20 protein-coding genes are annotated in these 25,933 nt (G+C 71.8%); 1 reads left to right on the forward strand and 19 read right to left on the reverse strand.

Going from position 1 to position 25,933, the window contains the following annotated elements:
- The 15 genes from AB0I88_RS19080 to AB0I88_RS19150 are packed head-to-tail and all read right to left on the reverse strand — an operon-like array spanning position 1 to position 19,521.
- On the reverse strand, positions 1–2,505 hold the full coding sequence (locus tag AB0I88_RS19080) for a putative baseplate assembly protein (protein WP_361025710.1): 2,505 nt from the start codon (positions 2,503–2,505) through the stop codon (positions 1–3).
- Positions 2,502–2,864, reverse strand: a complete 363-nt coding sequence (locus AB0I88_RS19085; RefSeq protein ID WP_361025713.1) for a GPW/gp25 family protein — start codon at positions 2,862–2,864, stop codon at positions 2,502–2,504. The genes AB0I88_RS19080 and AB0I88_RS19085 overlap by 4 nt, the downstream gene beginning before the upstream one ends.
- Positions 2,861–3,385: a phage baseplate assembly protein V gene (locus AB0I88_RS19090; RefSeq protein WP_361025716.1), complete on the reverse strand. Its 525-nt coding sequence runs from the start codon at positions 3,383–3,385 to the stop codon at positions 2,861–2,863. Before AB0I88_RS19090 ends, AB0I88_RS19085 begins: the two co-directional genes overlap by 4 nt.
- Before the next feature lie 10 nt (positions 3,386–3,395).
- Complete coding sequence (locus AB0I88_RS19095) at positions 3,396–4,535, reverse strand: hypothetical protein (RefSeq protein WP_361025719.1); 1,140 nt, start codon at positions 4,533–4,535, stop codon at positions 3,396–3,398.
- A complete protein-coding gene (locus AB0I88_RS19100) occupies positions 4,528–4,875 on the reverse strand; it encodes a LysM domain-containing protein (protein WP_361025722.1) in 348 nt (115 codons plus the stop codon). Before AB0I88_RS19100 ends, AB0I88_RS19095 begins: the two co-directional genes overlap by 8 nt.
- Before the next feature lies 1 nt (position 4,876).
- On the reverse strand, positions 4,877–5,518 hold the full coding sequence (locus AB0I88_RS19105; RefSeq protein WP_361025725.1) for a hypothetical protein: 642 nt from the start codon (positions 5,516–5,518) through the stop codon (positions 4,877–4,879).
- 2 nt (positions 5,519–5,520) lie between these two features.
- A complete protein-coding gene (locus AB0I88_RS19110; RefSeq protein ID WP_361025728.1) occupies positions 5,521–6,129 on the reverse strand; it encodes a hypothetical protein in 609 nt (202 codons plus the stop codon).
- A 7-nt stretch (positions 6,130–6,136) separates the two neighbouring features.
- Positions 6,137–12,811, reverse strand: coding sequence for a DUF4157 domain-containing protein (locus AB0I88_RS19115; protein ID WP_361025731.1), 6,675 nt, complete (start codon positions 12,809–12,811; stop codon positions 6,137–6,139).
- The gene (locus tag AB0I88_RS19120; RefSeq protein ID WP_361025734.1) at positions 12,808–13,092 is read right to left on the reverse strand and encodes a hypothetical protein; all 285 of its coding nucleotides are present in this window, start codon (positions 13,090–13,092) and stop codon (positions 12,808–12,810) included. Before AB0I88_RS19120 ends, AB0I88_RS19115 begins: the two co-directional genes overlap by 4 nt.
- Positions 13,083–14,960: an ATP-binding protein gene (locus tag AB0I88_RS19125; protein ID WP_361025737.1), complete on the reverse strand. Its 1,878-nt coding sequence runs from the start codon at positions 14,958–14,960 to the stop codon at positions 13,083–13,085. The genes AB0I88_RS19120 and AB0I88_RS19125 overlap by 10 nt, the downstream gene beginning before the upstream one ends.
- Complete coding sequence (locus AB0I88_RS19130) at positions 14,953–15,561, reverse strand: DUF4255 domain-containing protein (RefSeq protein ID WP_361025740.1); 609 nt, start codon at positions 15,559–15,561, stop codon at positions 14,953–14,955. Before AB0I88_RS19130 ends, AB0I88_RS19125 begins: the two co-directional genes overlap by 8 nt.
- Before the next feature lie 49 nt (positions 15,562–15,610).
- Positions 15,611–16,288, reverse strand: a complete 678-nt coding sequence (locus AB0I88_RS19135) for a hypothetical protein (protein WP_361025743.1) — start codon at positions 16,286–16,288, stop codon at positions 15,611–15,613.
- Positions 16,281–17,006, reverse strand: coding sequence for a hypothetical protein (locus tag AB0I88_RS19140; RefSeq protein WP_361025746.1), 726 nt, complete (start codon positions 17,004–17,006; stop codon positions 16,281–16,283). Before AB0I88_RS19140 ends, AB0I88_RS19135 begins: the two co-directional genes overlap by 8 nt.
- Positions 17,006–17,530, reverse strand: a complete 525-nt coding sequence (locus AB0I88_RS19145) for a phage tail protein (protein WP_220144613.1) — start codon at positions 17,528–17,530, stop codon at positions 17,006–17,008. Before AB0I88_RS19145 ends, AB0I88_RS19140 begins: the two co-directional genes overlap by 1 nt.
- A gap of 26 nt (positions 17,531–17,556) precedes the next feature.
- Entirely contained in the window at positions 17,557–19,521 is a 1,965-nt protein-coding gene (locus AB0I88_RS19150; protein ID WP_361025750.1) for a phage tail sheath C-terminal domain-containing protein, read from the reverse strand.
- 185 nt (positions 19,522–19,706) lie between these two features.
- Between AB0I88_RS19150 and AB0I88_RS19155 the strand changes: the two genes are divergently transcribed.
- Positions 19,707–21,449 carry a BTAD domain-containing putative transcriptional regulator gene (locus tag AB0I88_RS19155; RefSeq protein WP_361025753.1) on the forward strand — a complete coding sequence of 581 codons (1,743 nt, stop codon included), beginning with the start codon at positions 19,707–19,709 and terminating at the stop codon, positions 21,447–21,449.
- 4 nt (positions 21,450–21,453) lie between these two features.
- Here AB0I88_RS19155 and ugpC read toward each other — a convergent pair whose 3' ends face one another.
- The 4 genes from ugpC to AB0I88_RS19175 are packed head-to-tail and all read right to left on the reverse strand — an operon-like array spanning position 21,454 to position 25,891.
- Complete coding sequence (gene ugpC, locus AB0I88_RS19160; protein WP_361025756.1) at positions 21,454–22,770, reverse strand: sn-glycerol-3-phosphate ABC transporter ATP-binding protein UgpC; 1,317 nt, start codon at positions 22,768–22,770, stop codon at positions 21,454–21,456.
- A gap of 18 nt (positions 22,771–22,788) precedes the next feature.
- Positions 22,789–23,625: a carbohydrate ABC transporter permease gene (locus AB0I88_RS19165; protein ID WP_361025759.1), complete on the reverse strand. Its 837-nt coding sequence runs from the start codon at positions 23,623–23,625 to the stop codon at positions 22,789–22,791.
- Complete coding sequence (locus AB0I88_RS19170) at positions 23,625–24,557, reverse strand: sugar ABC transporter permease (protein ID WP_361025762.1); 933 nt, start codon at positions 24,555–24,557, stop codon at positions 23,625–23,627. Before AB0I88_RS19170 ends, AB0I88_RS19165 begins: the two co-directional genes overlap by 1 nt.
- A gap of 17 nt (positions 24,558–24,574) precedes the next feature.
- Complete coding sequence (locus tag AB0I88_RS19175; protein ID WP_361025765.1) at positions 24,575–25,891, reverse strand: extracellular solute-binding protein; 1,317 nt, start codon at positions 25,889–25,891, stop codon at positions 24,575–24,577.
- Between the last annotated feature and the right edge of the window lie 42 nt (positions 25,892–25,933).

A 25,933-nucleotide genomic window follows, 5' to 3' on the forward strand; every position in this document is an offset into this window, starting at 1 on the left:
TCAGTCGCCTCCGTCGGTGAGGACCGTTTCCAGGCGGCCGTGCTCCGGCCGGTCCGGGTCGTTGTCGCACTGGGCGATCTCCAGCGGGCCGAGGCGCAGCAGCCCGGCGTCGAGTTCCCCGGCGTCCGGGGCGAAGAGCCGCCGCAGCCGGGTGACCCGGGCGGTGCGGACTCCGGGGACGGCGGCGGTCACGGCGGTCAGGCGGCTCACCCGTACCGGGTCGCCGAAGGTGAGCGCGTCCGGGCGGAACACGGCGAGCAGCCTGCGGCGCAGGTCGGCGAGGATGCGGCCGTGCTGGTGGCCGGGCGCCGCACACACCTCGATCACGATGTCCAGCGGGACGTGGCGGGCGGGGGCGACGACCAGGTCGTGGCCGATCCGCCGGTAGGTTTCCAGCCGGCCGGCCACCTCGTCCAGCAGCCGCTGGGTGGGCGTTGCGGCGCCACGGGCGTCGATGGCGACGTGGGCCTCGGCGGTGCTGCCGGTCCAGCGGATCTCGGCGGCGGCCCGTTGCACGCCGGGCAGGGCCGAGGCGAGTTCGGCGTAGTCGGCCGCGGTGATCGCCCGTTGCCGTTTGCGGCGCAGGTCGAGCGGGGCGAGGCGGCGGACCTGGTCGACCGGTTCCGGGTCGGTGCCGCCGACCGCCGGCAGCGGGTTGCGGACTCGCACGACCGGTGGGCGCGGCCCGTCCGGACGGCGCAGAACCAGGTGGGTGATGGCTTCGGCGCCGACGTTCCCGGCCGTTCCTCCGCCGACGCGGTACGCGAGCCGCGTACCGGGAGGGGGTGTGGTGTGGAAACGCAGCGTGAGGCGGCCGTCGTCGGTGAGTTCCCCGACGACGTGCCGGTCGCGGGGTCCGCTGTCGAGCAGGTCCCGGCGTGGCGTCCAGTCGCCGTGGATGGCGGGCAGCGCCTGGCGCGGGTCACCGGCGAGTTCACTGATCGGCCCGGCCAGCACCGGGTCGCCGGGTCGCAGACCGTCGGCGTAGCGCTCGCCCCACGTTTCGGCGATCTCGCCGGCCACGTGGTCGCCGAGGATCGTTCCGGCCCGGGCGCGGGCGGCCAGGACCTCCAGGCGGCGCAGCTTCCCGGCCGGCAGGCGTGCCGAGCGGTGCCGCAGGTCGCGCAGCGCGGCGACCGGGTCCGCACGCAGCCGGGCGCGTTCCGCGTAGGGCAGATCGAACAGGGTGGTCAGCTCGTCGACCTCGGCGTCGGACAGTCCGTCGCGGTCGCGGGCGGAGCGCCACAGGGCGGCCAGCCGCTGCCGGGCGCGTTCCGGAAGGCTCGCCAGGTGTGCGGCCTGACCGGCGCAGACGTGCTCGGGACGCGGGTAGGGGGCGGCCTGCGTCACCGACCGGGGGCCGGGCGCGGTGACCGGCCACGGCTCGGGCAGGGTCCGGCCGTGGTCGACGAGGATCGCGTTGCCCCGGGCCACGCTGTCGCCGAGTTCCATCCGGCAGGTGAGCGCGTCCTCGTCGGCCCAGGTGACCTCCACGATCGGCCGGCCGGAGAGGCGGTCCACGTCCGCGGTGACCGACGCCAGCCGGACCGCCTGCCGGTGGCCGCGCGGTTCCTCGAGGACGAGCACGTCACCGGGCCGAAGCCGCAGACCGCGGTCGTCGTCGCGCAGCGTCGCGGCGGTGGCCCCGGCCGGCAGGACCGGCTCGTCGCCGTCCCACGTCCAGAACCTGATGGCGTTGTGCTCGGGCCGCAATCGAGCCGGCCGCTGGTCGAGCGGTTCGAAGACGACGGTGTCGCCGGCCGCGAACCGGTAGTCCTCCGGCGAGAGCGTGACCGGTTCGGTGACGTCCACGACGGCGATCGCGCGGGCGTTGCAGCCGTCGTGCATCGGATAGTCGATCAGTTTGACGTGGCGGCGGACCGACACCCGGTGGCGGGCGGTGTCCAGGTACGCCTCGGTGGCGACCGCGTCCTGCTGGTAGGAGATCTGGTCGGCGGTGTAGGCGAGCAACTCGACCAGGGTGACGCCGAGGTCGGCGGGCGAGCGTTCCACCCAGCCCGGGATGGTGAGCGCGAGCCGGTCGAGCAGTTGCCGCCGGATCGAGTCGTGGTCCCGGGCGGTGTAGTCGATCACCGGCCGTTCCGGGCGGGCCGTCCGGTCCGGCGCGGGCGGCTCGAACGGCGGTGCGCACTGTGGCCGGAACCGGAAGCCTGCGGTGAAGTAGCGCTGGTCGAACCCCGGGTACGGCGTGCCGTCCGGCTCGACGATCGACAGCCGGTAACGGGACGTGTCGCCGGCCCGGTCGACGGTGACGTGCAGCCGGTCGTCGAGTTCCGGATCGCCGGCGTGTTCCACCTCCACGGCGACGGCGGTGATGCCGGTGATCCGGCGGCCGCCGTCGATGCGGACGTTGCCCGGTTCGAGGCCGTCCGGGGCCCGCCCGAGGAAGGTGACGGTGAGCCGCAGCCCGTCGTCGCTGACCTCGATCTCGTCGACGCCGTTGTGGCCGGCCGCCCGGATCGCCGCGCGCCTGCGGTCGCTCATGGTTTCCCCTCGAAGACGTCCTCGCGGTCGTTGCCGGTACGCCGGACGGTGTAGTGCACGTCCACCCGGACCGTGCCGCCGTGGACGGTCAGGTCCAGTGCCCGCACCTCGACCAGGTCGCCGAGCCAGCGCTGCAGGCTCGCGCGTACCGACAGTTCCAGGGCGGCGATCAGCTCCGGCGCGGTCGGCGCGAACACCAGGTCGAGCAGGCCGCAACCGAAGCCGGGCCGCATCACCCGCTCCCCGGGGCTGGTGAACAGCAGTTGCTCGATCAGGTCGCGGGCGTGTTCGTCGAGGTCGGCGGTGGCGGTGCGGCCCCGGGCGCCGATCCGGAACGGGAACGCGATGTCGGTTCTCACTGCCCACCTCCTCTGCGGAAGATCTGCCCGTTGACGTCGACCCGGTCCCCGCTGATCAGGACCGAGGAGGTGCCGCTCTCCAGCCGGACGCCGCCGCCGTCGATGCGTACCGAGGATCCGCCGGCCTGCAGCAGGATCCCGCCGCCGGCGGTGTCGAAGACGACCACCTTGTGGCCGGCGCTCGTCTGGATCACCACCGGCTGGGTCGGCGGGTCGGCGTCCTGCGCGGCCTGGGCGTCCGGCGGCAGTTCACCGGCCTCGCCGTACCAGGTGCCGGACCAGATCGGGTGGCTCGGATCGCCCTGCTCGAACTCGATCCACACCCCGGCGCCCACCGCCGGCATGCTGAAATGCCCGAACCGCTCGCCGGTGAAGGGCAGGCACGGCATCGCCCAGGTGGACCATTCGCGGCCCAGCACGTCGGGCACCTCCGCGCGCAGGCGGGCGATGCGGCGGGGGTCGGCGTTGTCGACGACCCGGCCCCGGTACTTGCCGAGGAAACGGTTGCTCGGTTCGGGCATCCAAAGCTCCTTATGGCCGCACGGTGGCGGAGCGGGCGACCATCCCCTCGCGGGAGATCGTGAAGTTCTGCAGGTAGGTTCCGGGCCGCAGCGTGTGCGTGACCGAGGTGACGAAGTAGTCGCCGTCGTAGGCGACCCCCGCCCCGCGCACGCCCACCAGCTCCCGGGGGCGCAGCACGAAGCCGTACCGGGTGACGTCCAGCGACCCGGAACCGGCGATCGCGTCCGCCGACGTGGCGGCGCGGGCCAGCAGTTCGGCCTGCGCCTGGGCGGTGCCGAGTTTGGCGGTGGTGCGCAGGCTGGGCCGTTTCAGCGCCTCGGTCGGGTCGCGGCCCAGCGGCGGGCGCAACGGGTCGATCGGCGGCTGCGGCAGTTGGACGATCTCACGGGTGGCCGGATCCTGCACCAGCACGGTCGGTTCCTTGCGGGCCAGTCCGTCGTAGGCGAAGGTGAGCTGGTCGACGGTGGAGTTGGCGTCCATGTTGACCGACAGCGCGTGCTGGCGGACGCCGGTGCGGATCTGCGGCCCCCAGTAGGCGGTCGACCGGCCCGGCTCCGGTCCCGGCTCCAGATAGAAGGTGTAGCCGTTGGCGCGGGCCAACTGGTTGAGATAGTGCAGGTCGGTGCCGCTCTGGAAGTCGACGCGGTCGTCCGCGTCGGGCGGCTGCGGCACCTGCTCGGCGATCACCCGCGGCACGATCCCGAAGCCGGCGTAGCGGCGCAGGATCAGCTCGGCCCGCTGCGACGGCGCCAGGTTGGGGAAGCCCTCCGCGCGTTCCTCCAGGTCCATGACCAGGCTCAGGTCCTCGCCGGTGACGGTCAGCGTCGACTGGCCGGGCCGGTTGCTCGACCCGACCTCCTGCCGGGTGATCAGCCCGTCGAAGATGATCGCGGTGGTGCCGCGCAGCGTCGTGCTCATCACCACCCGCGTCCTCGGGTGGAAGAAGCGTTCCGGCAGGTAGCGCCGGGCGATCAGCCCGTTCTTGGTGAGGTCGAAGGCGAGCTGAAACCCACTGCGCTCCCCCGCGGTCGCGGTGATCTGCGCCGACAGCAGCGCGTCACCGACCTCCGGCGGCACCGGCCGGGGCAGGTCGCGGCCCATGCTGAGGTTCAGGTGCAGCGGTCCGCGCCCGAAAGGCTCATCAACCAAGACCAAACCCCTCTTCGGGTACGCCGAGAGCCCGGCCCGGCTCGGCAGTCAGCTCCCGCGGGTCCAGCACCGGGTTGGCGTCCGCGATCCGCCACCACTGCTCCGGGTCCCCGAAGTAGCGGCGCCCCAGCAGGTCGGGCCGTTCTCCGGCGGTGACCGTGTGGGTGGCGGTGTCCTCCCGGCCGGGCAGTGGCGGCAGGATCCGGTGGCGGGCGTAGCGGACCTCGGTGCCGTCCGCCCTGGTGTGCACGGCGATCTCGGCGTCGGCGTACCGGCTGGTCCGCGGGTAGGGCCCGGCCCCCGGGATGCCGTCGTAGACGTTCTCGTACGGTTCCGGCACGTCAGCCTCCGATCCTGCTGCCCCGGGCGGCGAGCTGTTCCTTCATGGCCAGATGGGCGAGGTAGAAGTCGCCACCCGGATGCCCGAACGGCAGATCGCTGACGGTGAGGATCTTCATGCCGATGCTCAGCGACGCCCGGATCGGATTGAGGTCCACGTCGAACGCCTGCTCGTTGACGGAGAACTCGGTCAGCCGGACCGGCATGATCCGCTTCCCACCCCAGGTGAACAGCGTCAGCGGCATCTCGATCGGGTTGACCTCGATGACCCCGCGCCGAGCCGCGTCGATGCCTTCCCGAAGCTGCGCGACCGTAGGCTGAACGAGCATCTCCAGCGCCGCGAGCTGCGGATGGATCCCGTCGGGAGCGGCCACGTCAAGCTGATCGGTAGCGTCGATCTCCGCGGTGAACTTCCACTGCTCCTCGGCAGGCCCTTTCAGCCGCAACGCCTCGTTCCGGTCCCCATCGGTCCCGCTCCCACTCGCGTCCGCCGTCCCCCCGGCCGCCTGCGGCTGAATGCCGCGCTCCAGCGAATCCGGGTTGAACTGCATGACAATGGCGCGCCGCGGCGTGGCGTTATCCGGATCCACGACGACGATCGCCGCCCGGATCGCCTTGGGGATGTCAGCGAAAGTGTTCAGCACACTCACCTTCCCGGTCCGGAAATGGCCTCAAGAACTTCGGCGGCGAATTTCCTCACGGCCCTTTTCCGATCGGATTTCGACATGTCTTCGAGAAGACCGAAGAACTCACGCCATTTCGTATAGAAAATCCCTCGGACAGCGGCCTCACGGACGGCCGGCCGGTCGTCCGAGGCCGCCTCGCTCAGCACGGCGAAGTACCTTTCGTCGAAGCTCTCCGGAGCAGCCATCCCGGCTCGGACCACGGCGGTGACAGACTCATTCATCTGCTCGCGGCGTCCTGCGTCCCGAAGGATCTCGTCCTCACCGAGGACATCGAGTTCCGTTTCCAGAAGAGCGACGAAGTGATCCGCCAGTTCCTGACTCAGGTTGCTCATCAGGGCGACATAGGACATCTGGAACTCATCGTCGCGAAAGTAGTTCACGGTCAGGCCCAGCGAAATCTGCCATGCCACCCGGCGCGGCACCCCACGACGCCGGTCCGCCGGCAGGTCCACCGCCTTGATCCAGCGCATCCGTGCGGCGAGCTGCGCCAACTGCGCCTCGGAATCTAATCTCCGCATCATGATTCTGCGGGAACTGAAAACACCACTCACCGACGGCACCCGTCTCATCTCCTGACTAGACACGCGGCGTCCACCACGGGAACAGACCCTGCAGACGAGCCCTGATCGCGTCCTCGATCATCCGCTGCAACTCCGCCTGACTCGTCTCCTCGCTGATCTCCACGTTTCGGTAGACGCTCTCCACCCAGATCTCGATCAATCTCACTTCTCGGTTCGCCAACATATTCGCGTCCTGCAGCCTACGCAATTCGGTCAGACCCGGCTGCCGGCGGATGACCCGATTCTGCAGCCGCGCCCTGGCTCGCGGATCGGTATGCCTGCTCGCGAACCGGTCGAGATAACCCCGGACGTCCTCCATGGCGGCCGCCGGTCTCGGCCCGGAAAAGGCGATATCCTCACGCATCTGCGCGATGGCGTGGTCCAGCGCCCCGGGCGGCCCTTCGAGGTAATCGGGCAGGATCCGTGCTCCCGCCGGAGCTCCGGCGGGAGCCATCGGCAGCATATTGAAAACGCGGAGCATCCGGCTGATCTCCCGGCGGCGATCGGACGAGGGTATGCGGTTGTACAGATCAGCCAACAGGATCGAGGTGACCATGTTCCCGGGGTTCCTGTCCCGCTCACCAAGGTAGGAGAGCGCGCCGATCAGGTCGACGTCCTCCGCGTGCTGGAAAGGCAGGGAACTACTCCGATCGGAGTGCCATCGGCCCAGCACACGGGCGATGTCCGCGATGTGCTGCGAGCGTACGGTCCGGTCCAGGACATCGCGGTACCTCGTCGATGCCTCCGGCGCCGCGTTCCGGCCTCTCTCCGAAAAGACCCTGCCCTGACGGAATCTCTGGAGGAACGGGCCGCTTGCCAGGCGCGTCCGCCATATACTCGCCAATCCCCAGTTCATCACCTGGGTGACCACACCGGTCAGCTTGAGTTGCACCGCCGCTGACACGATGTCCAAGGTCTGCGGAATGTTCGCCAGAATGCGGCCACGTCCCGCGGTCGGTTGCCTTGTCACGCCGATCTGCGCCCCACCGTTTCCGGCGAGCTGCTGAGCCTCCCGTTGACCGAAGATGTCCGCCTCCAGCCTGCGGACGAAGAGCAGGATTGGTTCGGAATCCAGCTCCCGGCCCCGGATCACCGTTCGGCGGGGATTGAGGGTGGCTACATCGTGGAACGCTCGCTCGCCCTCGGACGCGAGCGACGTCAGCCGATACCAGAGACGCAACCCACCGAGCATCGAACGGTGCACCGGCTCCTTGATGCCACGGCGCAGCGGCCGTGCCAGAAGCGGCCGGAGCCTGGCCACGATCCTGCCCAGTCGCGCGTCCTTGGACTCCTCGTCCTCCTTCCTCCTCTTCCGATCACGGTCTCGATCACGGTCGGCCTTCCCGGTCGGTTCCCCGTCTCTGCGGTCACGGGTACCGTGCGGTTTCCCCGGACCGCTCCCGCGGTCGGGCCTCGCCCGGTCGCCGGAACCGTCCTTCCTGCCCCCGTCCGATCTCCGATCCCCGTCTCCCGTATCCCTCGACCCGCCGGAGTCCGTGTCTTTCGGCTTCGCCGGGCCAGCTCCCTGCCGGGACGGCCCTCCCTGATCCCTCGGTCCGGCGGGGGAACCGGACTTCGGCCCTGCAGCGGCGGGCGCCGCCGGACGGGTGCTGTCCGGTTCGTCCACTGGCTTCCCGGGACGGCCGCTCTGGTCCACGGCGGGGATGGATGCCGGCGCTTTCCGGGCGTCGGCGGAAGCCGGCCCGGGCCGGTGCTGCAGCGGTGCGTCGGGACGTCCGGCTCCGGGCCGCGCCTCTCTCCGGCCAGGCGGCCGGTCCGGCGCACCCGCCGGTCCCGTGCCAGGCCGTGCCGGAGGCCGGCCATCGGCTCGGTGGCCCCCGGTGGAACGGGGTCGCGGTGCGGTGTCGGCCTTTCCGGGTGCGGTCGTCCGAGGCACTCGCGGGCCCGCCGCGTCAGGCTTCCGGGTGGTGGAGTCGTCCGGTCGGTCCGTGCCCGAGTCGTCCGGCTTCCTGCCCGCGGGTTCCGGCTTCCCTCCGTCGCGAGGGAGTGTGCCCGGGGTGTCGCCCTTCTTGCCGTTGAGCATGCGCTTGGCGACGGCCTTGAGGCGTTTACCTACCTTGGCGACGTATTTGCCGATGCCGCTGAGCAGGGCCTCGTAGGCCAGCTCCAGCAGGGCGACGATGCCGGCGGCTACCGCCTTGGCGAAGAGGAGGCCGGCGCCGCCCTGGCGGACCGACATCAGCCAGGACAGGACCGCGCCGAACGCCCGGAGGATCTCGCCCATCGCACCGATCGCCGTGCGGATGGCGTCGATCACGGCCATCACCCAGCCGGCCCCGGGGATCAGTTTGGCGATGACCTTCGTGATGACGATCTCGCCGATGATGACCGGGAGCATCGGGACGATGGCGTCCCACGTCTCCTTGACGATCTTGTCCAGGGTCATGCCGCCCTTGACCAGGGTGTCGATGACCGCCTTGCCGACACCCAGAACCTCCTCGATCTTGGACTGGAACCAGGCCTTCACCGCGGACTTGACCTCGCGGAACAGGTGGTTCTTCGCGCCGTCGACGGCGGAGTTCTTGGCACCGCTGAGCCAGCCGCCGGGATCGGAGAGGAAGTCGATGGCGACGAACATGAACTTGCCGAGCGAACCGAGCAACTGGGAGGCGGCGGCCAGGACCTGCTTGACCGCGTCCACGATCGCCTTGACGACCGCCATCAGGGCCTCGAGGAGCGACTTCAGCAGGTCCCGGAGCAGTTTGCCGAGGGCGTCCAGCAGATCCTTGACGATCTGCTTGAGCATCGTAGCCAGCTTGTTGACCAGGGCGATCGCCGCGTTGATCAGGTCGGTGATCAGCTTTCGGATGCGGTTGGCCAACTCGACGATCGCCTGGACCATGGCCTTGGCGAACTCGATCAGCTCGTCGATCAGCTTCCTGATCGCGTCGAGGATGAACGTGCGGGCCTCGTTGATCCAGCGTTCGACGGTCTCCTTGAAATTCTTGATGAAGCCGACCACCGCTTCCCGGGCGGCCCTGATGACCCGGACGATGGCGTTCTTGATTTCGATGACCTTCTGCTTCAGCCATTCGAAGGCCTTCGTGACCCAGTTTCCGGAGCTCTGAACGGCGGTGTCGCGCTCGCGCTCGGCGTCGCGCTCGGCGTTCGCCGCCTTCTCTTGGATCTTCCGGTCGCTGTCGCCCTTCTCCTTCGTGACGTCGTCGTCGGCCTTCTTCTCCCGGTCCTCGACGTCCTTACGGACCTTCGCCTGCCGGTCCGTCTTCTTGGTGCCGAGCTGCGACAGCTCCCGGTCCTGCTCGGCACGCCACGTGGCCCGCTCGGACTCGACGTCGCCGAGCGCGTTTCCCCGTACCCCCGCCTGGTCTTGGGTGTTGGTCCTGACCTCGATCTCCACCCGGCTCCGGTGGGTCACCTGCGAGTCGCGGAAGCCGCGGTCCTTGTCCTGCCGGCTCTGCGACATGCCCTGCTGGCCCTGCTGGAACGCGGTCTGGATGCGCGGGCCGTTATCGAGTTCGGCGACCTGCGAGGCGGCCTCGGCGGGCACGGCCCCGGTCGGAGCGCTGCCCGCGGGCGGCGGAGGACCGCCCTCCCTGCCGGGGACCTGCGCCTCCACGTTCTCCGGCGGGACGTCCGGATAGACCTGGTCCTCGCCCATGCCCCGGCCGGCGTCGTCGCGGGCCGCGCCGACGGTCTGCTGGCCCTTGGCGTCGACGGCCGCGCCCTGCTCGTTCGAGGTCTGGTCGGCGGCACCCGTCATCTGCACGCCCGGCGCGTTGCCGGCCATCGCCTGCTTGAGCGCCTCGTCCTTGGTCGGCAGACCGGCGAACTTGGCCGCCAGTTCCTGCGCGTCCACCTCGAACCCGAGCCATTCGGCGACCTTGCCGATGCCGAAGCCGAGCGCCATCTTGAACGTGTCCCAGCCGCCGGGCTCCTCGGCCTGCTCCGCCTCGATCTGGCCCTCGGGTTCCTTCGCGCCGGTGACCTCGGCCTTCTGGTTCTCCGGGGTATCGGACTTCTGTGCCGGGTCCTTCGAGTACTGAACCGGGGCGTCGGTCTTCGGGTCGCCGGACAGGGTCTGCGGCGCGCCGGCCGGGCGCTGCATGGACGGTGGGGCGGTGGCCAGGTTCTTGTGTTCGTCGCCGACCGCCCGGTCTGAGGCGCGGCTCACTCCGGACATGGCCTCCAGCGCTCGGTGCGGTTTGAGCCTGGCGGCCGTCGCCAGTCCCGCCTCGGGAGAGGCGGTGGACAGGTCGGGGGCGGGTTCGGATTCCTGCTTCTGTTTGACCGGGGCGGCCGCGGTGCCGCCGCCTCCACGGCTCGGTTCGGTGCGGGGCGCCGGTTCCGGGCTGCGGGGTTCGGGGGCGTTCGGCGGGGCCTGAATCTCCACCCGGGCGGGCGGGGCCGCGTCCACCTGCGCCGGGGCGGAGGCGGAATCCGAAGCCGAGGCGGGCGCGGCAGCAGGCGCGGAAGCGGTAGCGGGCGCGGCCTCAACCGGCGCGGGCGCGGCCTCAACCGGCACGGCCGTGGCCTCAGCGGGCGCTGCCCCGGGAGACTCCGGCGCTGCCCCGGAGGACCCCGACGCGGCCTCGGCGGATTCCGGCGCGGGTGAGGGTGCGCCGGTCGCGGCGGGTGCGGGCGCCGCCTGGCCGGCGACCGGCTGCTGGGCGGCCTTCTCCGGCGCGGCCGGCGCCTTGTCCCCGGCGGCCGGGGTACCCTTCTCCTCCTTGGCCGCCTGTTCGGTCTCCTTGCCGCCGCCGTCGGATCGGCCGCCCGCCTCCTGCACCGTGGTCTGTGCCGCGACCGGTCCGCGCTTCGGGTCGGTGCCACCGGCCGGATCGCGCAGGGTGAGGCCCGGTGTGGGCGGCGCGTCAACGATCGGTTCCGGCGACGGCTCCGACTCGGCGGTGCCCTCCGGCGCAGTCTCCGCTTCGGTGAGCGGCGGTTCCGGCTCGACGGGCTCCGGCTCGGACTCGGCGACCTCGTCCTCGGCGTCGCGTTGCGCCTGCACCTGGTCGGCGCGGGTGGGCGGCGGAGCGGGGAACGACGGCATCGGCGGGACGGACTTCGACTCCGGATCCATCCTGTCGACGGTCGGGACCGCCGACACGTCGGGATCCTGCGCCGGTAGGAAGTCCTCGGGCCGGAGGGTGATGTCCCAGGCGCTGTCCGGTCCCCCGCCCACCTCTACCTCGGACACGCTGGTGGGCGGCGACGGGTCGGCGGCCGGCTCGGCGAGTTCGGGAACGTCCTGGTCACGGACCGGGTCGAGGGTTCCCTTGGCGGAGGACAGCTGGGTGTCCTTGCCGGAGGTGACCGGGCTGCCGGAGGGCTGGTCGGGTTCGAGTTCGTCCTCGGGCTTGAGCGGCTGGCGGGCGGCAGCGGCGTCGGCGGCCTCGGGACGGTTCTTGGCCGCGGACCCCTCGGGACTCGCCACGGGCGCTTCCCGCTGCGTGGTCTGTTCCTTGGCGGGCGCGGCGTCGGCCGCCTTCGCCGCGCCGCCCGCCGGCCCGCCCGGCGTGCTGGACGCTGACGCGGCAGACCCGCCCGACGCCCTCGACCCCGGCGCGGCGGACCCGCTTGGGATGCCACGTCCGCTTGCAGCGCCGGGCTTGCCGGAAGCTCCCGGCTTGTCAGCGGCGCCGGGCTCGCGGGACGGAGCGGCTGAAACGGGCGACGCAGTGCCCACGGCGGGCGGCCGCGCACCGGCCGAGCCAGTGGCGGGCGCTCCGCCCTGGGGCGTGACCTGGTCTCCCCGCTCGCCGCCGTTGCGTGGCGTGCTGCCGGGTGCTCCCGGCTCGCTGTGCCGCTCCAACTCCGGCCCGGGCGCGGGTCCGGGCCGCTGCGCGATCGCCCGCTCCCCGGCGAGCCGCCGCCAGGCCAGGTCCCGCTCGTTGCGCAGCTGCTCGGCCACGTCAGGCTCGGGGAGCGGAGCGGTGTGCGCCTCCGGTTCCGGCGGCTCGCCCTCGACCTCACCGAGCAGGTCGATGACCCGCTCGTACTCCGGTCCGAGCAGCCGGTTCTCCAGTCGGTCGAGGACGGGCTCGACGAGTTCGGTGGGCAGCCGGGACAGCTGCACCCGGGTGCGCCGCGACCAGTCTTGCGGGTCGCCGCGCAGTGACCGCACGATCCCGGCCGCCAACCGGTCCGGCAGGGTGGCCGGATCGAGCCGTTCCGTGCGCATCCGGTCGGCGGCGACGGTCGCGAACCGCATCCATCCGGGCAGCGGCGCCTCCGGCTCGACCTGGGCGTCCGACGGCGTCTCGGCGTTCCGGGCGACGTCTTCGGCGGCGCGTTCGGCGGGTGAGGCGGGCAGGCTGACCGCGCCGTCGTCGCGGCCGGCCTTGAGTGTGCCGAGCCCGTGCGGGTCCTGGACGGTGTGCAGCAACTCGTGGACGAGCAGCCGCTGCCCGTCCACACTGCCCGGCTGATAGGTCCCGGCCCGGAAGAACACGTCCGTGCCGACGGTGACGGCGTCCGCGCCGACCAGTGTGGTGAGGGCGTCGGCGTCCCGGCCGGTGTGCAGGCGGACCTGCCCGAAGTCGTAGCCGAGCCGCTCCTCCACCTCGCGGCGAACGCTGACGTCGAGCGGCTGTCCGGCCCCGCTGACGATGTTCTCGGGCGCCGGAGCGGCGGCGGCCCGGTTGCGTTTGCGGCGGCGGTCGGCCCGGCTCGACTGCCGGTCGTCGGTGGCCCTGGTGGAGTTCATCGGCGCTCACCCCGTACCTCTCGCCCTCGGCCCGAAAGGCCCGCGTGCACGGACCTGGCCAGAGCGACGCCGAGCCGTTGCGGCGAAGCCGAAGGCGAGACGGGCGGCAGCCCGGCGAGCGCGTCCACCCGCCGGTTCTGGAGAGGCACGCCCTCAGCGCGCAGCAGCCGGTTCAGCTCAGCGGTGAACGCGGCCGACACCGACTCGACGTCGACAGGCCGGTCGAAGCCCTCGAAGACCAGTTCGTCGATCTCCACGTGCACGTCGCCGGTCAGACCCATCCCCGCACCTCCCCGGGAGTCAGCGAGCGGTCGAGCTTGAGGTACTCGGTGCGGGCGGCCGCCAGCAGGTGCCGCATCTGGAGTTTGCCGCCCTCGTCGGCGGCGAGGAACGCCCCGGACAGCGCGATGTTGCGGATGGATCCGCCGGCCACGGTCAGCTGGGCGAGCAGCGCCGGGTCGAGTCCCTGGGACGGCGTCCGCGCGGGCAGGACGCGGCGCCAGATCTCGGCGCGTTCACGTTCGCCGGGGAACGGGAAGTCGACGACGAACCGGATGCGCCGCAGGAACGCCGGGTCGAGAGCCTGCTTCATGTTGGTGGTGAGCACGGCCAGCCCCCGGTACGCCTCCATCCGCATGAGCAGGTAGCTGACTTCCAGGTTGGCGTACCGGTCGTGGCTGTCCTTGACCTCGCTGCGTTTGCCGAACAGCGCGTCGGCCTCGTCGAACAGCAGCACCGCCCCGCCCTGCTCGGCGGCGTCGAAGACCGCGCGCAGATTCTTCTCGGTCTCGCCGATGTATTTGCTGACCACCTGGGACAGGTCGATGACGAACAGGTCGAGGCCCAGCTCACCGGCGATCACCTCGGCGGCGAGGGTCTTGCCGGTGCCGGAGCCGCCCGCGAAGAGCACGGTGACGCCGAGCCCGCGCCGCAGGGTCTGGGCGAAGCCCCACTCGTGGTGGACGACGGCCCGCTGCCGGACGTGGGCGGTGATCTCCTTGAGGACGATCATCTGACGGTCCGGCAGCACGAGGTCGGTCCAGGCCGCGCCGGGTTCGATGCGGCGGCCGAGGCTGTCGAGGCCGATCCGGGCCTCGGCGAGGCCGGCCTGCCAGGCCACGTCGGCGGCGGGCGCCCCGGCCCCGGGAAGATCGCGGAAGACGGCGGCGGCCACCGACCAGACGGTGTGCGGTGGCAGCTGGAACTGGGCGGCCAGCACCCGCAACTGGCCGTCGGCGAGTTCCGGGACGGCGTGGAAGGCGTCACGCCAGAGTTCGAGTCGTTCGGTGTCGGACAGCGGGGGCACGGTCACCCGGCGGCCGTGCTCCCGTGCGTCGTCGCCGGCCACCACGAGCGGCACCGCGGCGGTGGCGACGAACGCGTCGGTGGCCGCGGTCTGCTCCCGGTCCATCGGGCCGGTCTCGACGAGCAGGGCGGCGGGCAGCAGGATCGCCTCGCGTTGCCACAGCCGGGCGAGCCGGTCCCGTTCGACCGGGTCGGTGGGGATGTCGTCGGCGGCCATCACGTACAGCGACAGGTTGAGGCCGTCGGCCGCCGCGGCGGCGATGTCGGCGCGGATCCGCCGGTCGCCGCCGGTCAGTTCGACCCGAGACGGGCTCGCCGACAGCCCGGCGGCGACCCGGTCGGCGGCGGTCCGGTAGCCGGGCGGCAGGGTGGGCGGGGTCGCCGCCGGGCGCAGCATGCCGTGCAGCCGGGCGTCGAGGTAGGGCGAGCCAGCGAGGAAGTGCAGCACCCGCTCGTCGACGCGCAGCGGGGAGGCGGTCAGCCGGGTCTCGTCGAGGAGTTCGACGAGCCGCCACCGGCGCAGCGGGCCGACCGGGGTGAGCGCGCTCCAATGCGGTTCGGGCAGGGCGGCGAGCGCGAGACCGAACGTCGGGTACGCCCGCTCCGGGTTCCCGCTCGCGGCCGCGCAACGGCCACCGGTGGTGGGATCGAGTTCGACGGCGGCGGCGAGCAGCAGGATCGCCCGTTCGAAGCCGGTGAGCCCGAACCGGTCCACCAGCGCCCGCAGCGGGGCCGGGTCGCCACCGGCCGGCGGTCCGGGGTCCACGGCCGTCTCACCCGCGTGGGAGTCCAGGCGGGCGAGAACGGAGCGGACGGCGGCGGCCAGCGCCGCGGGGTCACCCACCGGCGGTCACCCGGACCGTCGACTCGCGCACCGGCGGCCGCTCCCACGGCACCTCACGGCCGTCGACCAGCACCAGCGCGGCCTGGTAGACGACGGAGAGCACGTACGGCGTCTGGTGGAACATGCCCCACAACTTGGAGGTCTCGTCGACGTCCATCGCGGTGGGCGTGAACCGGACCCGCTGAACGGCCGCGGCCAGGTCGGTGCCGTCGAGGTACGGGCGCTGGGCGGCCTCCTCGATGACGGCCGGCGGCAGGACCGGGTTCTCGTACATGGTGCGCACGACGCTGCCGATCAGCCGCTGCCCGACCAGTTCGTTCTCCTCGCCGTACGCGCTGATCAGGTAGTGCAGGTCGAGCGCGGCGGCGGCGCGGTTGATCAGGGTGCCGTCGGAGGCGCGGACCGGCTGGTCGGCGTTGCGCAGCGCCACGTTGGGTGTGACCTGATAGCAGAAGACGGTGACGGACGGCTCGGACGGCGGCTCGGTGTGCGGGCGACGGGTCTGCACGTTGACCGCGAAGTCGATCTCCGGCGGCAGGTTCCGTTCGATCTGCAACGCCAGCGCCTGGGTGACGGTGGCGACGGCCAGCGCGTTGCTCACCGTGACCCCTCCCCGGCCAGGTGATCCGCCAGGCTCACGGTCGCGTTTCTCACCGCTTTCCCTCCCCGGCGAGATAGTCGGTCAGGCTCACGGCCGGGGCGGGCCGGCCACTTCGCGGGGTACGCGCGGGACCGCGCTCCGGCGCGGCGGCCCGCACTTCGAGGCGCCCGATCCGGACGTGCACCGCGGGTTCGGCGGCGGGCCGTTCCCGGCGGCGGGAGGCCGGCGGTTGCCCGGTCGCACGCCGGGCGGCGGGAACCGGGGCGACCCGCGCCGCCACTCGCGGCAGGCTCGCCGGGCCGGCCGCCGTCCGGTCCGCCCGTGCCGCGGCCGGCGCGGGACCCTGCGGTGGTGCGGCGGCGGGCCGGACGGCCGGCGGGTCCACGGTGACGATCTCCCGCTGCGTCTCGAGACGCACCACGGCGGGTTCGGCCGCACGGGTGGGGGTGATCCGGGGTGGCGGCGCGGGTTCCGGGCTGATCGACTCCGGTTCCGGCCGTTCCACGCGGATCTCGGTGTGCCGTTCCGTACGGACCGGCGCGGGCGGCGGCCGCTCGCCGGGTTCGCGGACGGCCGGACGGGTGATCGGCGGCGCCTCCACCTCCTGCCAGCGGGCCTCGTCACGTTCGAACGGGCCGGGCAGCCGGGGCCGGACGGCGGTGGTTTCGCCGCCTCCGGTGTGGCGGGCCAGGAGACGGTCGAAGTAGTCCGGAGTCGGCTCAGGCATCGGCGCACAACTCCAGGTAGTAGCGGCGCCGTGCCGGGCTCAGCGCCAGGATCTCGGGTTCGGTCCAGCCGTACGCCCCGGCCAGCACGTGCACGTCGGTGAGCAGGTCACGGGCCCAGAAGTCGACTTCGGCCCACAGGTAGGCGGCGATGTCGAGCCGCAGCGGTGTGGCGCCGCCGCAGCCGGGACAGGTCACCCGCAGCGTGAGGTCGCCGGCCGGGTCGGCCCGTTCGGCCGCGTCGGCGAGCCGCCGCTGGACCGTCTCCGGCAGGTCGGCGGCCGCCACCGGGCGGTCGTCGTGGCGGGCGCTGAGCACACAGCGGGCCAGCAACTCGCCGCGTGGGTCCAGGCTGTCGGCGGCGGCCGCCAGGTCACCGGCGGTGGGTGGCCGGAATACGGCCTCCCACCCGTCGTCGGCCACCCGCAGCGGTTCGGCGGCGAGCGCCGGGGGCGTGGCCAGGGCGGCGGCGTCCAGGTCGAACTCCAGCGCCTCGGCGCAGGCCGCGCAGTCGGCCAGCACCTGCATGCGGTCGCCGAAGAGGGTGCGGCGCAGCGCGTACAGGTCGGCTTCGCGCACCCCGACCGGGAGCCGCAGCAGGTCGGCCTGGTCGGTGTCCGGCCGGGCGGCCCGGTGCAGCGCCAGCGCGCGGGCCGGTCCGGTGCGGGCCAGCGCGTGCTCCCACGTGTCCAGCAGGCCGGCCGGTCCGGTGACGGCCATCAGGCCGGGTTGGTGAAGGACGGCTCGACCGGCTCGGGCACCTCGTAGTCGCGTTCCCAGCCCTCGAACTCCAGCTTGAGGCTCTGGATGGCGACCGCGTTGGCGTTGGCGTCGAGTTCACCGACCACCTGGTACTCGGCCACCCAGGCCCGGTAGAGCTTGTGCGAGACGGCGACCTGCCCGGCCTCGTTCAGCACGTCGATGATGATGTTCTTGCGGAAGTCGGCGAGCGACACCTCGGCGCCCAGCCCGGCGCCGACCTGCCAGACCTTGTTGGCCCAGCGGTCGAACTCCGGGTCGTGGGTGACGCCGCGTTCCAGGGTGACCCCCTCGAACTCGGTACGGCCCGGCGACTTGCGCGGGGTGCTCGGCGATCCGCCGTCGCGGTGCTTGACCACCTCGGTGGTGCGCTTGAGCGGGCTCACCTTGCTGATCCCGGCCACCGTGCGCCCGTCCCAGCGGACCAGGAACTTGAAGTTCTTGTACGGGTCGAACCGGTGCGCGTTGACTTCGAACTCGGCCATCTACTCTCTTCGCTCCCCAGAAGGCTTCAGTAAGCGAGCTGCCCGGCCGTCTGCCGGATGGTGACGATCACGAACTCGGCCGGCTCGACGGGCGCGAACCCGGCGACCACGTTGACCACCCCGTTGTCGATGTCGGACTCGGTGGTGGTGGAGGCGTCGCACTTGACGAAGAAGGCCTCCCGGGGTGTGCGCCCGGCGAAGGCGCCCCGCCGGAACAGGGTGTCCAGGTAGGCGCCCACCTCGAGGCGGACGGCCTGCCAGAGCTGCTCGTCGTTGGGTTCGAAGACGACCCACCGCAGCGCCCGGTGCAGGCTCTCCTCGATGTGCAGTGCCAGGCGCCGGACCGGCACGTACCGCCACTCGCCGGCCTGTTCGCCGGCGTCCAGGGTGCGGGCGCCCCACACCACCGGGCCGGTGCCTCCGAAGGTGCGCAGGCAGTTGACGGCGAGCGGGTTGAGCAGCCCGTTCTCCCGGTCGGTGAGCGGCACGGTGAGGGCGCGGACGCCGGCCAGGCGGGCCGCGGTCCCGGCGGGTGCCTTCCAGACGCCGCGTTCGGCGTCGGTACGGGCGATGACCCCGGCCACCGAACCGGACGGCGGAACGGCGTACGGCCGCCCGGACCGGGGATCGTCGAGCAGCAGGTGCGGAAAGTACAGGGCGGCGTGGTCGCTGCGAACCGCGGCGAGTCGCTCGACGCCGCTGCGGGCGAGATCCACGCTGGTCCACGCGGCGGGCGCGTCGATCAGCAGCAGAGCCCGCAGCTCCCGGGCGATCCGGTCGGCCACCGACAGCACGGTGGACATGTCCTCGATCGACTCCCAGCCGGCCAGGTCGGGCAGGTTGATCAGGTTGACGTCGGTGCGGCCGGCGAGCGCGTGCAGGCCGCTCTTGGCGGACTCGTCGCCGATCAGGTCGCCGGGCTGCGGCGGATCGCCGTCGTCGCCGCCGGACAGCGCGAAGACGGGCGGGTTCGCGTACGCCTCCAGGCCGAGCCGCTCGGCGTCGCGGCCCTCGAAGTGGACCACGTCGTTCTCGTCGATCGATCCGGCGACGGTCTGCAGGCGGCGGCCGAAGGCGCGCACCCGGGCGCCGGAGAAGGCGGTGCTGCCGGGGCAGTCCGGCTGGGCGCGCAGCTTGCGTTCCAGCAGGGCGGCCAGTTCGGACAGCCGGCGCGGCGGCGGGCCGTCGTGGTGACCGTGGAAGAGGCGGAAACGTCGCTCCTCGTCACCGATCCGGACGGTGATGTCCAAGTCGTCGCAGTCCGGCAGGTCGCGGTCGAACTCGTGGGAGATGGTGCCGTTCGGGTCGGGCCGGTCCTGGCCGACCGCCTCGGCGCGGATCAGCTTCGACGCCTCGTTGATCACTTCGGGGGCGTACCGGTCGTGGTCCGGGTCCATCGACAGGTCACGGAACGACTCGCGGGCCGGGCCGTTGACGACGTGCAGGTTGAACGTCTCGTGCGGGTCGCGGGTGGCGTGGTCGACGTGGACGTGCAGGTCGTCACCCCAGCGGCCGGGTTCCTTGGCGTGCACCTCGAGCACCGGGCGCTCACGCCCGTGGTCGTGGCCGTGGCCGGGGCGGCCGCGCTCCTCGGGGGCGTCCTCGCCGGTTTCCTCGCGTGGGGGGCGCGTCTCGCGTACGCCTCGATCGTCCTCGTCGTGAGGGTGATGATCGTGGCCGTGATCGCGCGCGGTGAGGGTGACCGACGCCGCCTCGGCGCTGCCCTCCTTGATCACCCGGACGATCACGGCGGAGGTCCCGCCGTTGGCGAAGAACTGGCGTGCCGCGTAACCCACCGCGCCGTGCCTGCTCAGGCCACCGAAGTGCCGTTCGAACTCGGCGAGGCCACCGATCCGGACCGGCTGGCCGACCGGCCCGCGCCGGGTGTATCCGACGAACGCGGCGGTCGCGGTGGACACCGGTGTGACGCTGCCTGTGCTCGTGGCGGTCTCCCCGGCGTACACCCCGGGATAGGTCGTCTCCGCCGGCATCCCGTCTCCAATCCCTCGTGATCGACCGAAACGCGGTAGATAGTCGGAAAACCGACTGAAAGCGAACTAGCGCCGGTATCCGGTAGAGGGTGAGCCCCGTCGATGTATAGATTGCTGCTGAAAAGCTAACGGGCAGATCGCCCGGCCCGTGGAACGCGCGGGACGAGCATCGTCGGGGTGCACGGATGCTGATTCGGCTTCTGGGGCCGGTCGAGATCGTCGCGGACGGGCGGGCGCTGGACGCCGGCCCGCCACAGCAGCGTCTCGTGCTGACCGCTCTCGCCGCCGACGCGGGCCGGCTCATCGGCACCGAGAGCCTCATCGACCGGGTGTGGGACCAGGCTCCCAGCGGGGCGCGGCGCACGCTTCAGGTCCACCTCAGCCGTCTGCGGCGGCTCCTGGACACCGCGCGGACCGACGACCAGGCTTCGGTACGCGTGGTGCGCCGCTCCGGTGGCTATCAACTCGACGTCGCACCGGACCAGGTCGACGCGCACCGCTTCCGCCGGCTCGTCGAACAGGCCCACGAACGGCACCTCTCCGACCTGGACCGGTCGAAGCTGCTGGCCGAGGCGCTGGACCTGTGGCGCGGACCGCCGCTGGCCGACCTGCCCGGGCAGTGGGCGGCCACCGTCCGGCAGGCGTGGCACCAGCAGTACCTGGACGCCGTGCAGGAGTGGGCGGCCGCCTCGGTGCGGACCGGCGAGACCGGCCCGGCACTGGCGCTGCTGGCCGGGCTGACCGCCGAGCGGGCCACCGACGAGCCGCTCGCCGGCGCCTACATCCGGGCGCTGTACGCGGCCGGGCGCCCCTCCGACGCGCTCGACCACTACGCGGTCGTCCGCCGGCATCTGGCCGAACGGCTCGGCGCCGACCCGGGCCCGGAGCTGCAGCAGCTGTACCGGCAGATCCTGGCCGCCGACCCGGCCCTCACGTCGCCCGTCGCGGAGCCGAACACCAGGTGGACGCCGCAGCAACTGCCCGCACCGGCGCCCGCGTTCACCGGCCGGGCGGGCGAGCTGGCCCGCCTCGCCGCCGGAGGCGACGGCGCCGACGTGCTGATCACGGTGATCGACGGGATGGCCGGCTCCGGCAAGACGGCCCTCGCCGTGGAGGCGGCGCACCGGATCGCCGACCGCTACCCGGACGGACAGCTCTACCTGGACCTGCGCGGCTACCGCGAGGGCGCCGAGCCGGCCGGGCCGGCCGAGGCGCTCGGCCATCTGCTGCACGGCGTCGGCGTGCCGGCCGCCCAGATCCCGGAAGGCGTCGACGGGCGGGCCGCCCTCTACCGCACCCGGCTGGTCGGGCGGCGGATGCTGATCCTGCTCGACAACGCGGCCGGCGAGGACCAGGTGGCGCCGCTGCTTCCCGGCGCTCCCGGGTGTCTCGTGCTGGTGACCAGCCGGCGGCAGCTTGCCGGGCTGGACAACACCCGGCGGCTGGCGCTGGACACCCTCACCCCGGCCGACGCGGTCGCCCTGTTCGTCCGCCGAGCCGGGGGCCATCCGGCCGAGCTGATCGCCGAGCTGGTCGAGCTGTGCGGGCGGCTGCCGTTGGCGATCCGGATCGCGGCGGCCCGGCTGCGGGCGCACCCGACGTGGACGCTGGAACACCTCGTCGAGCGGCTGCGCGACCCGCGTCACCGGCTCGCCGAGCTCGAAGCCGGGCAGCGCAGTGTGGCGGCCGCCTTCGACCTGTCCTACCGGCGGCTCGGTTCCGAGGCGCGGCGGGCGTACCGGGTGCTCGGCACCCACCCCGGCCCGGACCTCGACGAACACGTGGCCGCCGCGCTGCTGGACGTGCCGCCGGTGGCCGCCACCCAGCTGCTGCACCAGCTGATGGACGCCAATCTGCTGCTGGAGCCGGCCGCCGGCCGCTACCGCTTCCACGCCCTGGTCCGGGCGCACGCCGTCTCCCTCGGCTGAGCGGCTACGCCCTCTCCTCGGGCTCCGCCCTGTGCCTGGGCTCCGCCCGGTCCCTTGATTCCGCCCGGTCCCTTGATTCGGCCCGGTCCCTTGATTCGGCCCGGTCCCGCGACTCCGCCTGATCCTCGGGATCCGTCTGGTCCTCGTCGAAGACGCGGTCCGGGTCGCGGGTCAGGTTCTCGCCGGTGGCGGCGTCGAACACGTGCATGCGCTGCGGGTCGAACCAGAGCCGTGCCTTGGTGCCGTGCCGGATCCGGCTGGACGCGTCCAGGGCTACGACGAGCTGAGTGCGCATCTGCTCGCTGTCCAGCTCCCGTTCCAGCTCCTCCAGCCGGCGGGTCACCTCGGCCGGCGCCTCGTACGGCACGTACGCGTAGAGGCCGTTGCCCAGCCACTCGGTGACGTCGACCTCGGCGGTGAACGACTTCCCGCGCCCGCGCAGATTCGCCGCCACCAGCGTCTCGTCCTCGAAGTGCTCGGGTCGCAGCCCGATGATCACCAGCTCGTGGTCGGCCAACCTGGACAGCCGCGGACCGGTCGCCGGCACCGCGCCGAACGGCGTCTCGATCTGCCCGCCCGCGATCCGCCCCGGCACGAAGTTCATCGGCGGCGAGCCGATGAACCCGGCCACGAACAGGTTCGCCGGCTCCTCGTAGAGCTGCCGGGCGGTGCCGACCTGCTGCAGGACGCCCTTGCGCAGCACCGCGATCCGGTCACCGAGAGTCATCGCCTCGGTCTGGTCGTGGGTGACGTAGACGGTGGTGGTGCCGAGCCGGCGCTGCATCCGGGCGATCTCGGTGCGCATCTGGCCGCGGAGCTTGGCGTCGAGGTTGGACAGCGGCTCGTCGAACAGGAACGCGTCGGCCTGGCGGACGATCGCGCGGCCCATCGCGACGCGCTGGCGTTGCCCGCCGGAGAGGTTGGCGGGTCTGCGGTCCAGGTGCTCGGTCAGTTGCAGCAGCTCGGCGGCTTTGTTGACCTGGGTGCGCACCTCCTCGTCGGGCACCCGCTTGAGCCGCAGCGGAAAGGCGATGTTCTCGAACACCGACAGGTGCGGGTAGAGGGCGTAGTTCTGGAACACCATGGCCAGATTGCGGTCCCGTGGCGCCTTCTGGTTCACCCGGTCACCGCCGATGATCATGTCGCCGGAGGTGATGTCCTCCAGGCCGACGATCATGCGGAGCAGGGTGGACTTCCCGCACCCGGACGGCCCGACGAGGATGACGAACTCGCCGTCCGCGATGTCCAGGCTCACGTTGTCGACCGCCTGGTAGCCGTCGCTGTAGCGCTTGACGATGTTCCGCATGCTGATCGCGGCCATGTGGGCGTCCCTCCCGAATCAGCCCTTGACGGCCCCGGCGGTGAGTCCCGCCATGATCCGGCGCTGGAAGATCAGCACCAGGATCACGACCGGGATGGTCACCACGACGGAAGCGGCCATGATGTAGGTGATCGGCGACTCGAACTGTGAGCTGCCGGTGAAGAAAGACAGGGCCGCCGGCACGGTCCGGGCCCGGTCGGTCGAGGTGAGCGAGATGGCGAGCAGGAACTCGTTCCAGCAGAAGAAGAACGTCAGGATCGCCGTGGTGAACACCCCCGGCGCGGCCAGCGGCACGATCACCCGGCGGAACGCCTGCCAGGCGGTCGCCCCGTCGACCTGCGCTGCCTGCTCCATCTCCCACGGGATCTGCCGGAAGAACGCGGACATGGTCCAGATCGACAGCGGCAGGGCGAACGTCAGGTACGGGATGATCAGCCCGATCCAGGTGTCGTAGATGCCCAGGTTGCGCCACATGTTGAACAGCGGGCCGACCAGCGCCGCCTGCGGGAACATGGCGATCGCCAGAGCCATCGACAGCAGCAGCTTCTTGCCGGGGAAGTCCATCCGGGCGATGGCGTACGCCGCGAACATCGCGATGATCACCGACAGGAACGTGGCGGTCAGAGCGATGAAGACGGAGTTGCGCAGCGCGCTGGTGAACAGCGAGTCGGAGAACACCGTCCGGTAGTTGTCCCACACCCACGTCTCCGGGAAGAACGTGGGCGACTCGCTGCGGAAGGTGTCCGGGTCCTTGAACGACAGCGACACCATCCACAGCAGCGGGAACAGCGCCCAGACCAGGATCAGCAGGCCGGACACCGTCCACCAGACGCCGGTCCTACGGTCGGACGCCATCACCGATCACCTCGAATCTGCGACAGGTCGGTACGGAAGCCTTTGACGAAGACGAACGCGATCACCACGACGGTCAGGAACAGCAGTACCGACACGGCCGAGCCGGCGCCCAGGTTCACCAGCGTCACGTTCTGCCGGTAGGCCAGGAACGACAGCGTCTCGGTGTTGTTCGCGCCGCGCGTCATGATGAACGGGTTGTCGAAGATCCGCCACGCGTCCAGCGTGCGGAACAGCAGCGCCACCATGATGGCCGCCTTCATGTTCGGCAGCGTGACCCGCCACAGCCGCTGCCAGGCGGTCGCGCCGTCGACCCGGGCCGCCTCCTGCATCTCCTCCGGCACCTGCACCAGACCGGCGAGCAGCAGCAGCGAGATGAACGGCGTGGTCTTCCAGATCTCCGACAGGATGATGACGAACAGCGCCGACCACCGCTCGCCGAAGAAGTTGAACGTGCCCAGGTTCAGCCACTGGTTCACGAACCCGGAGTCCAGCTGGAAGGCGAACTGCCAGATGTAGGCCGAGACGACCGTGACGATCCCGTACGGGATCAGGATCCCGGTGCGCACCAGGGACCGGCCGCGGATGATGCGGTACATCACGAACGCGAACGCGAAGCCGAGCACCAGCTCGACCGCGACACTGACGACCGTGATGATCAGGGTGGTGCCGAAGTCGTTCCACCACACCGGGTCGGTCAGCACGGTGGCGTAGTTGCCCAGCCCGACGAACTCGCGGCCGGCCGGATCGGTGAGCCGGTAGTTGTACAGCGACAGCACCACCGCGTAGATCAGCGGGTAGGCGGTCACCAGCACCATCACCAGGAACGCCGGGGCCGACAGCAACAGGCCGAGCCGCCGCTCGTGCCGTGCCCGGTCGGTGATCTCGGCGGGCGGTGGCGCCGGCGGAGCGACCGGCGCTTCGGTCAGAGCCATGCGGATCCTCCTCTCGGCTACAGGAGCCGCTCGCCCCGCAGCACGTCGGACATGAACTCCGCGGACTCCCGCGGAGTCGCCGGAGCGGTCACGTCCGTGGCCGGATGCCAGGTGATCTGGACCGACGTGGACACGTCGTTGTAGTACGGGGTGATCGGCCGGGGCCCGGCGTCGTTGATCGACTGACGGATGTCGTCGGCCATCGGGTACGCCGCGCGCACCCCCGGGTCGTCGTAGGCCGCCCCGCGTGCCGCCGGGTTGCCGGCGTCCAGCATGTAGGCGACGTTGTTGGCCAGCGAGGTGGCGCACCGGATCAGGTCCAGCGCCTGCTCCGGATGCTTGGTGAAGGCGCCGACGGTCAGGTTGATGCCGCCCAGCGGTGGCGCGCTCGGCCGGCCGGCGTCCACCCGCGGGAACCGGGCCCAGCCGATGTCGTCCAGGACGTCCTGGGTGATGCCGCCGCCGGCCACCGACTCCTTGGCGGCGTTGTACACGTACGGCCAGTTGACCATGAACGCGCCGGAGGCGCTCTGGAACACCGAGCGGGCCTCCTCCTCGCCCATCGTCGACATGGCCGGCGGCACGGCGGCCGAACGGGCCAGCCCGCCGATGATCTGCGCGGCCCGGTCACCGGCCGGCGAAGCGATCATGGGTTTCGCGTTCTTGCCGGCCTCGACGTCACCGAGGATCTCGCCACCGGCCGACGCGACCAGCGCGTTGATCCAGACCATGTAGCCCTCGTAACGGTTGGCCTGAACGCCGATCACCTTGCCCTGGTCCTCGGCGGTGCGGATCATCCGCTCCCAGGTGAAGTCGGTGGCCGCCGGATCGACGCCGGCCGCCCGCACGACCGACTTGCGGTACCAGAGCAGCTGGGTGTTCGCCCAGAACGGTGCGGCGACCAGCTGATCCTTCCAGTAGGCGGTCTGCAGCGGCCCGCGCAGCACGCCGTCGGTCAGCGCGGTCGCGTCCGCCTGGTCGAACGGGCGCAGGAAGCCCGCGTTGGCGAACTCCGCGACGAACGGCGGGTCGAGGCTCATCACGTCGATCGAGGAGTCCTGGGCCGCCAGCCGCCGTACCAGCTGCTCCCGCTGCTGCGACGCGTCGTTCGGCAGTGTCTGCACGTCGACCCGGTAGGCGCCGCCGGCCTCGGCCGCGCATTTCTCGGCAAGCCGGCTCTGCCCGCCGTTGTCGGGGTTGACGTACCAGGTGATGACCGGAGGGCCGCCGTCGTCGCCGCAGGCGCCCAGCGAGACCGCGGTGAGGACCGCGATCGTCGCGGCCAGAACTCGTCTGCCGGGGCGTGCCGGAGCGACCGCTGCAAGTCTGATCACGCGCGCCTCCCGGGAAGGCTCCGTCGCCGGCACGTGGCCGCG

Origin of the sequence: Actinoplanes sp. NPDC049802 (genome assembly GCF_040656595.1) — a bacterium.
Taxonomy (GTDB): domain Bacteria; phylum Actinomycetota; class Actinomycetes; order Mycobacteriales; family Micromonosporaceae; genus Actinoplanes.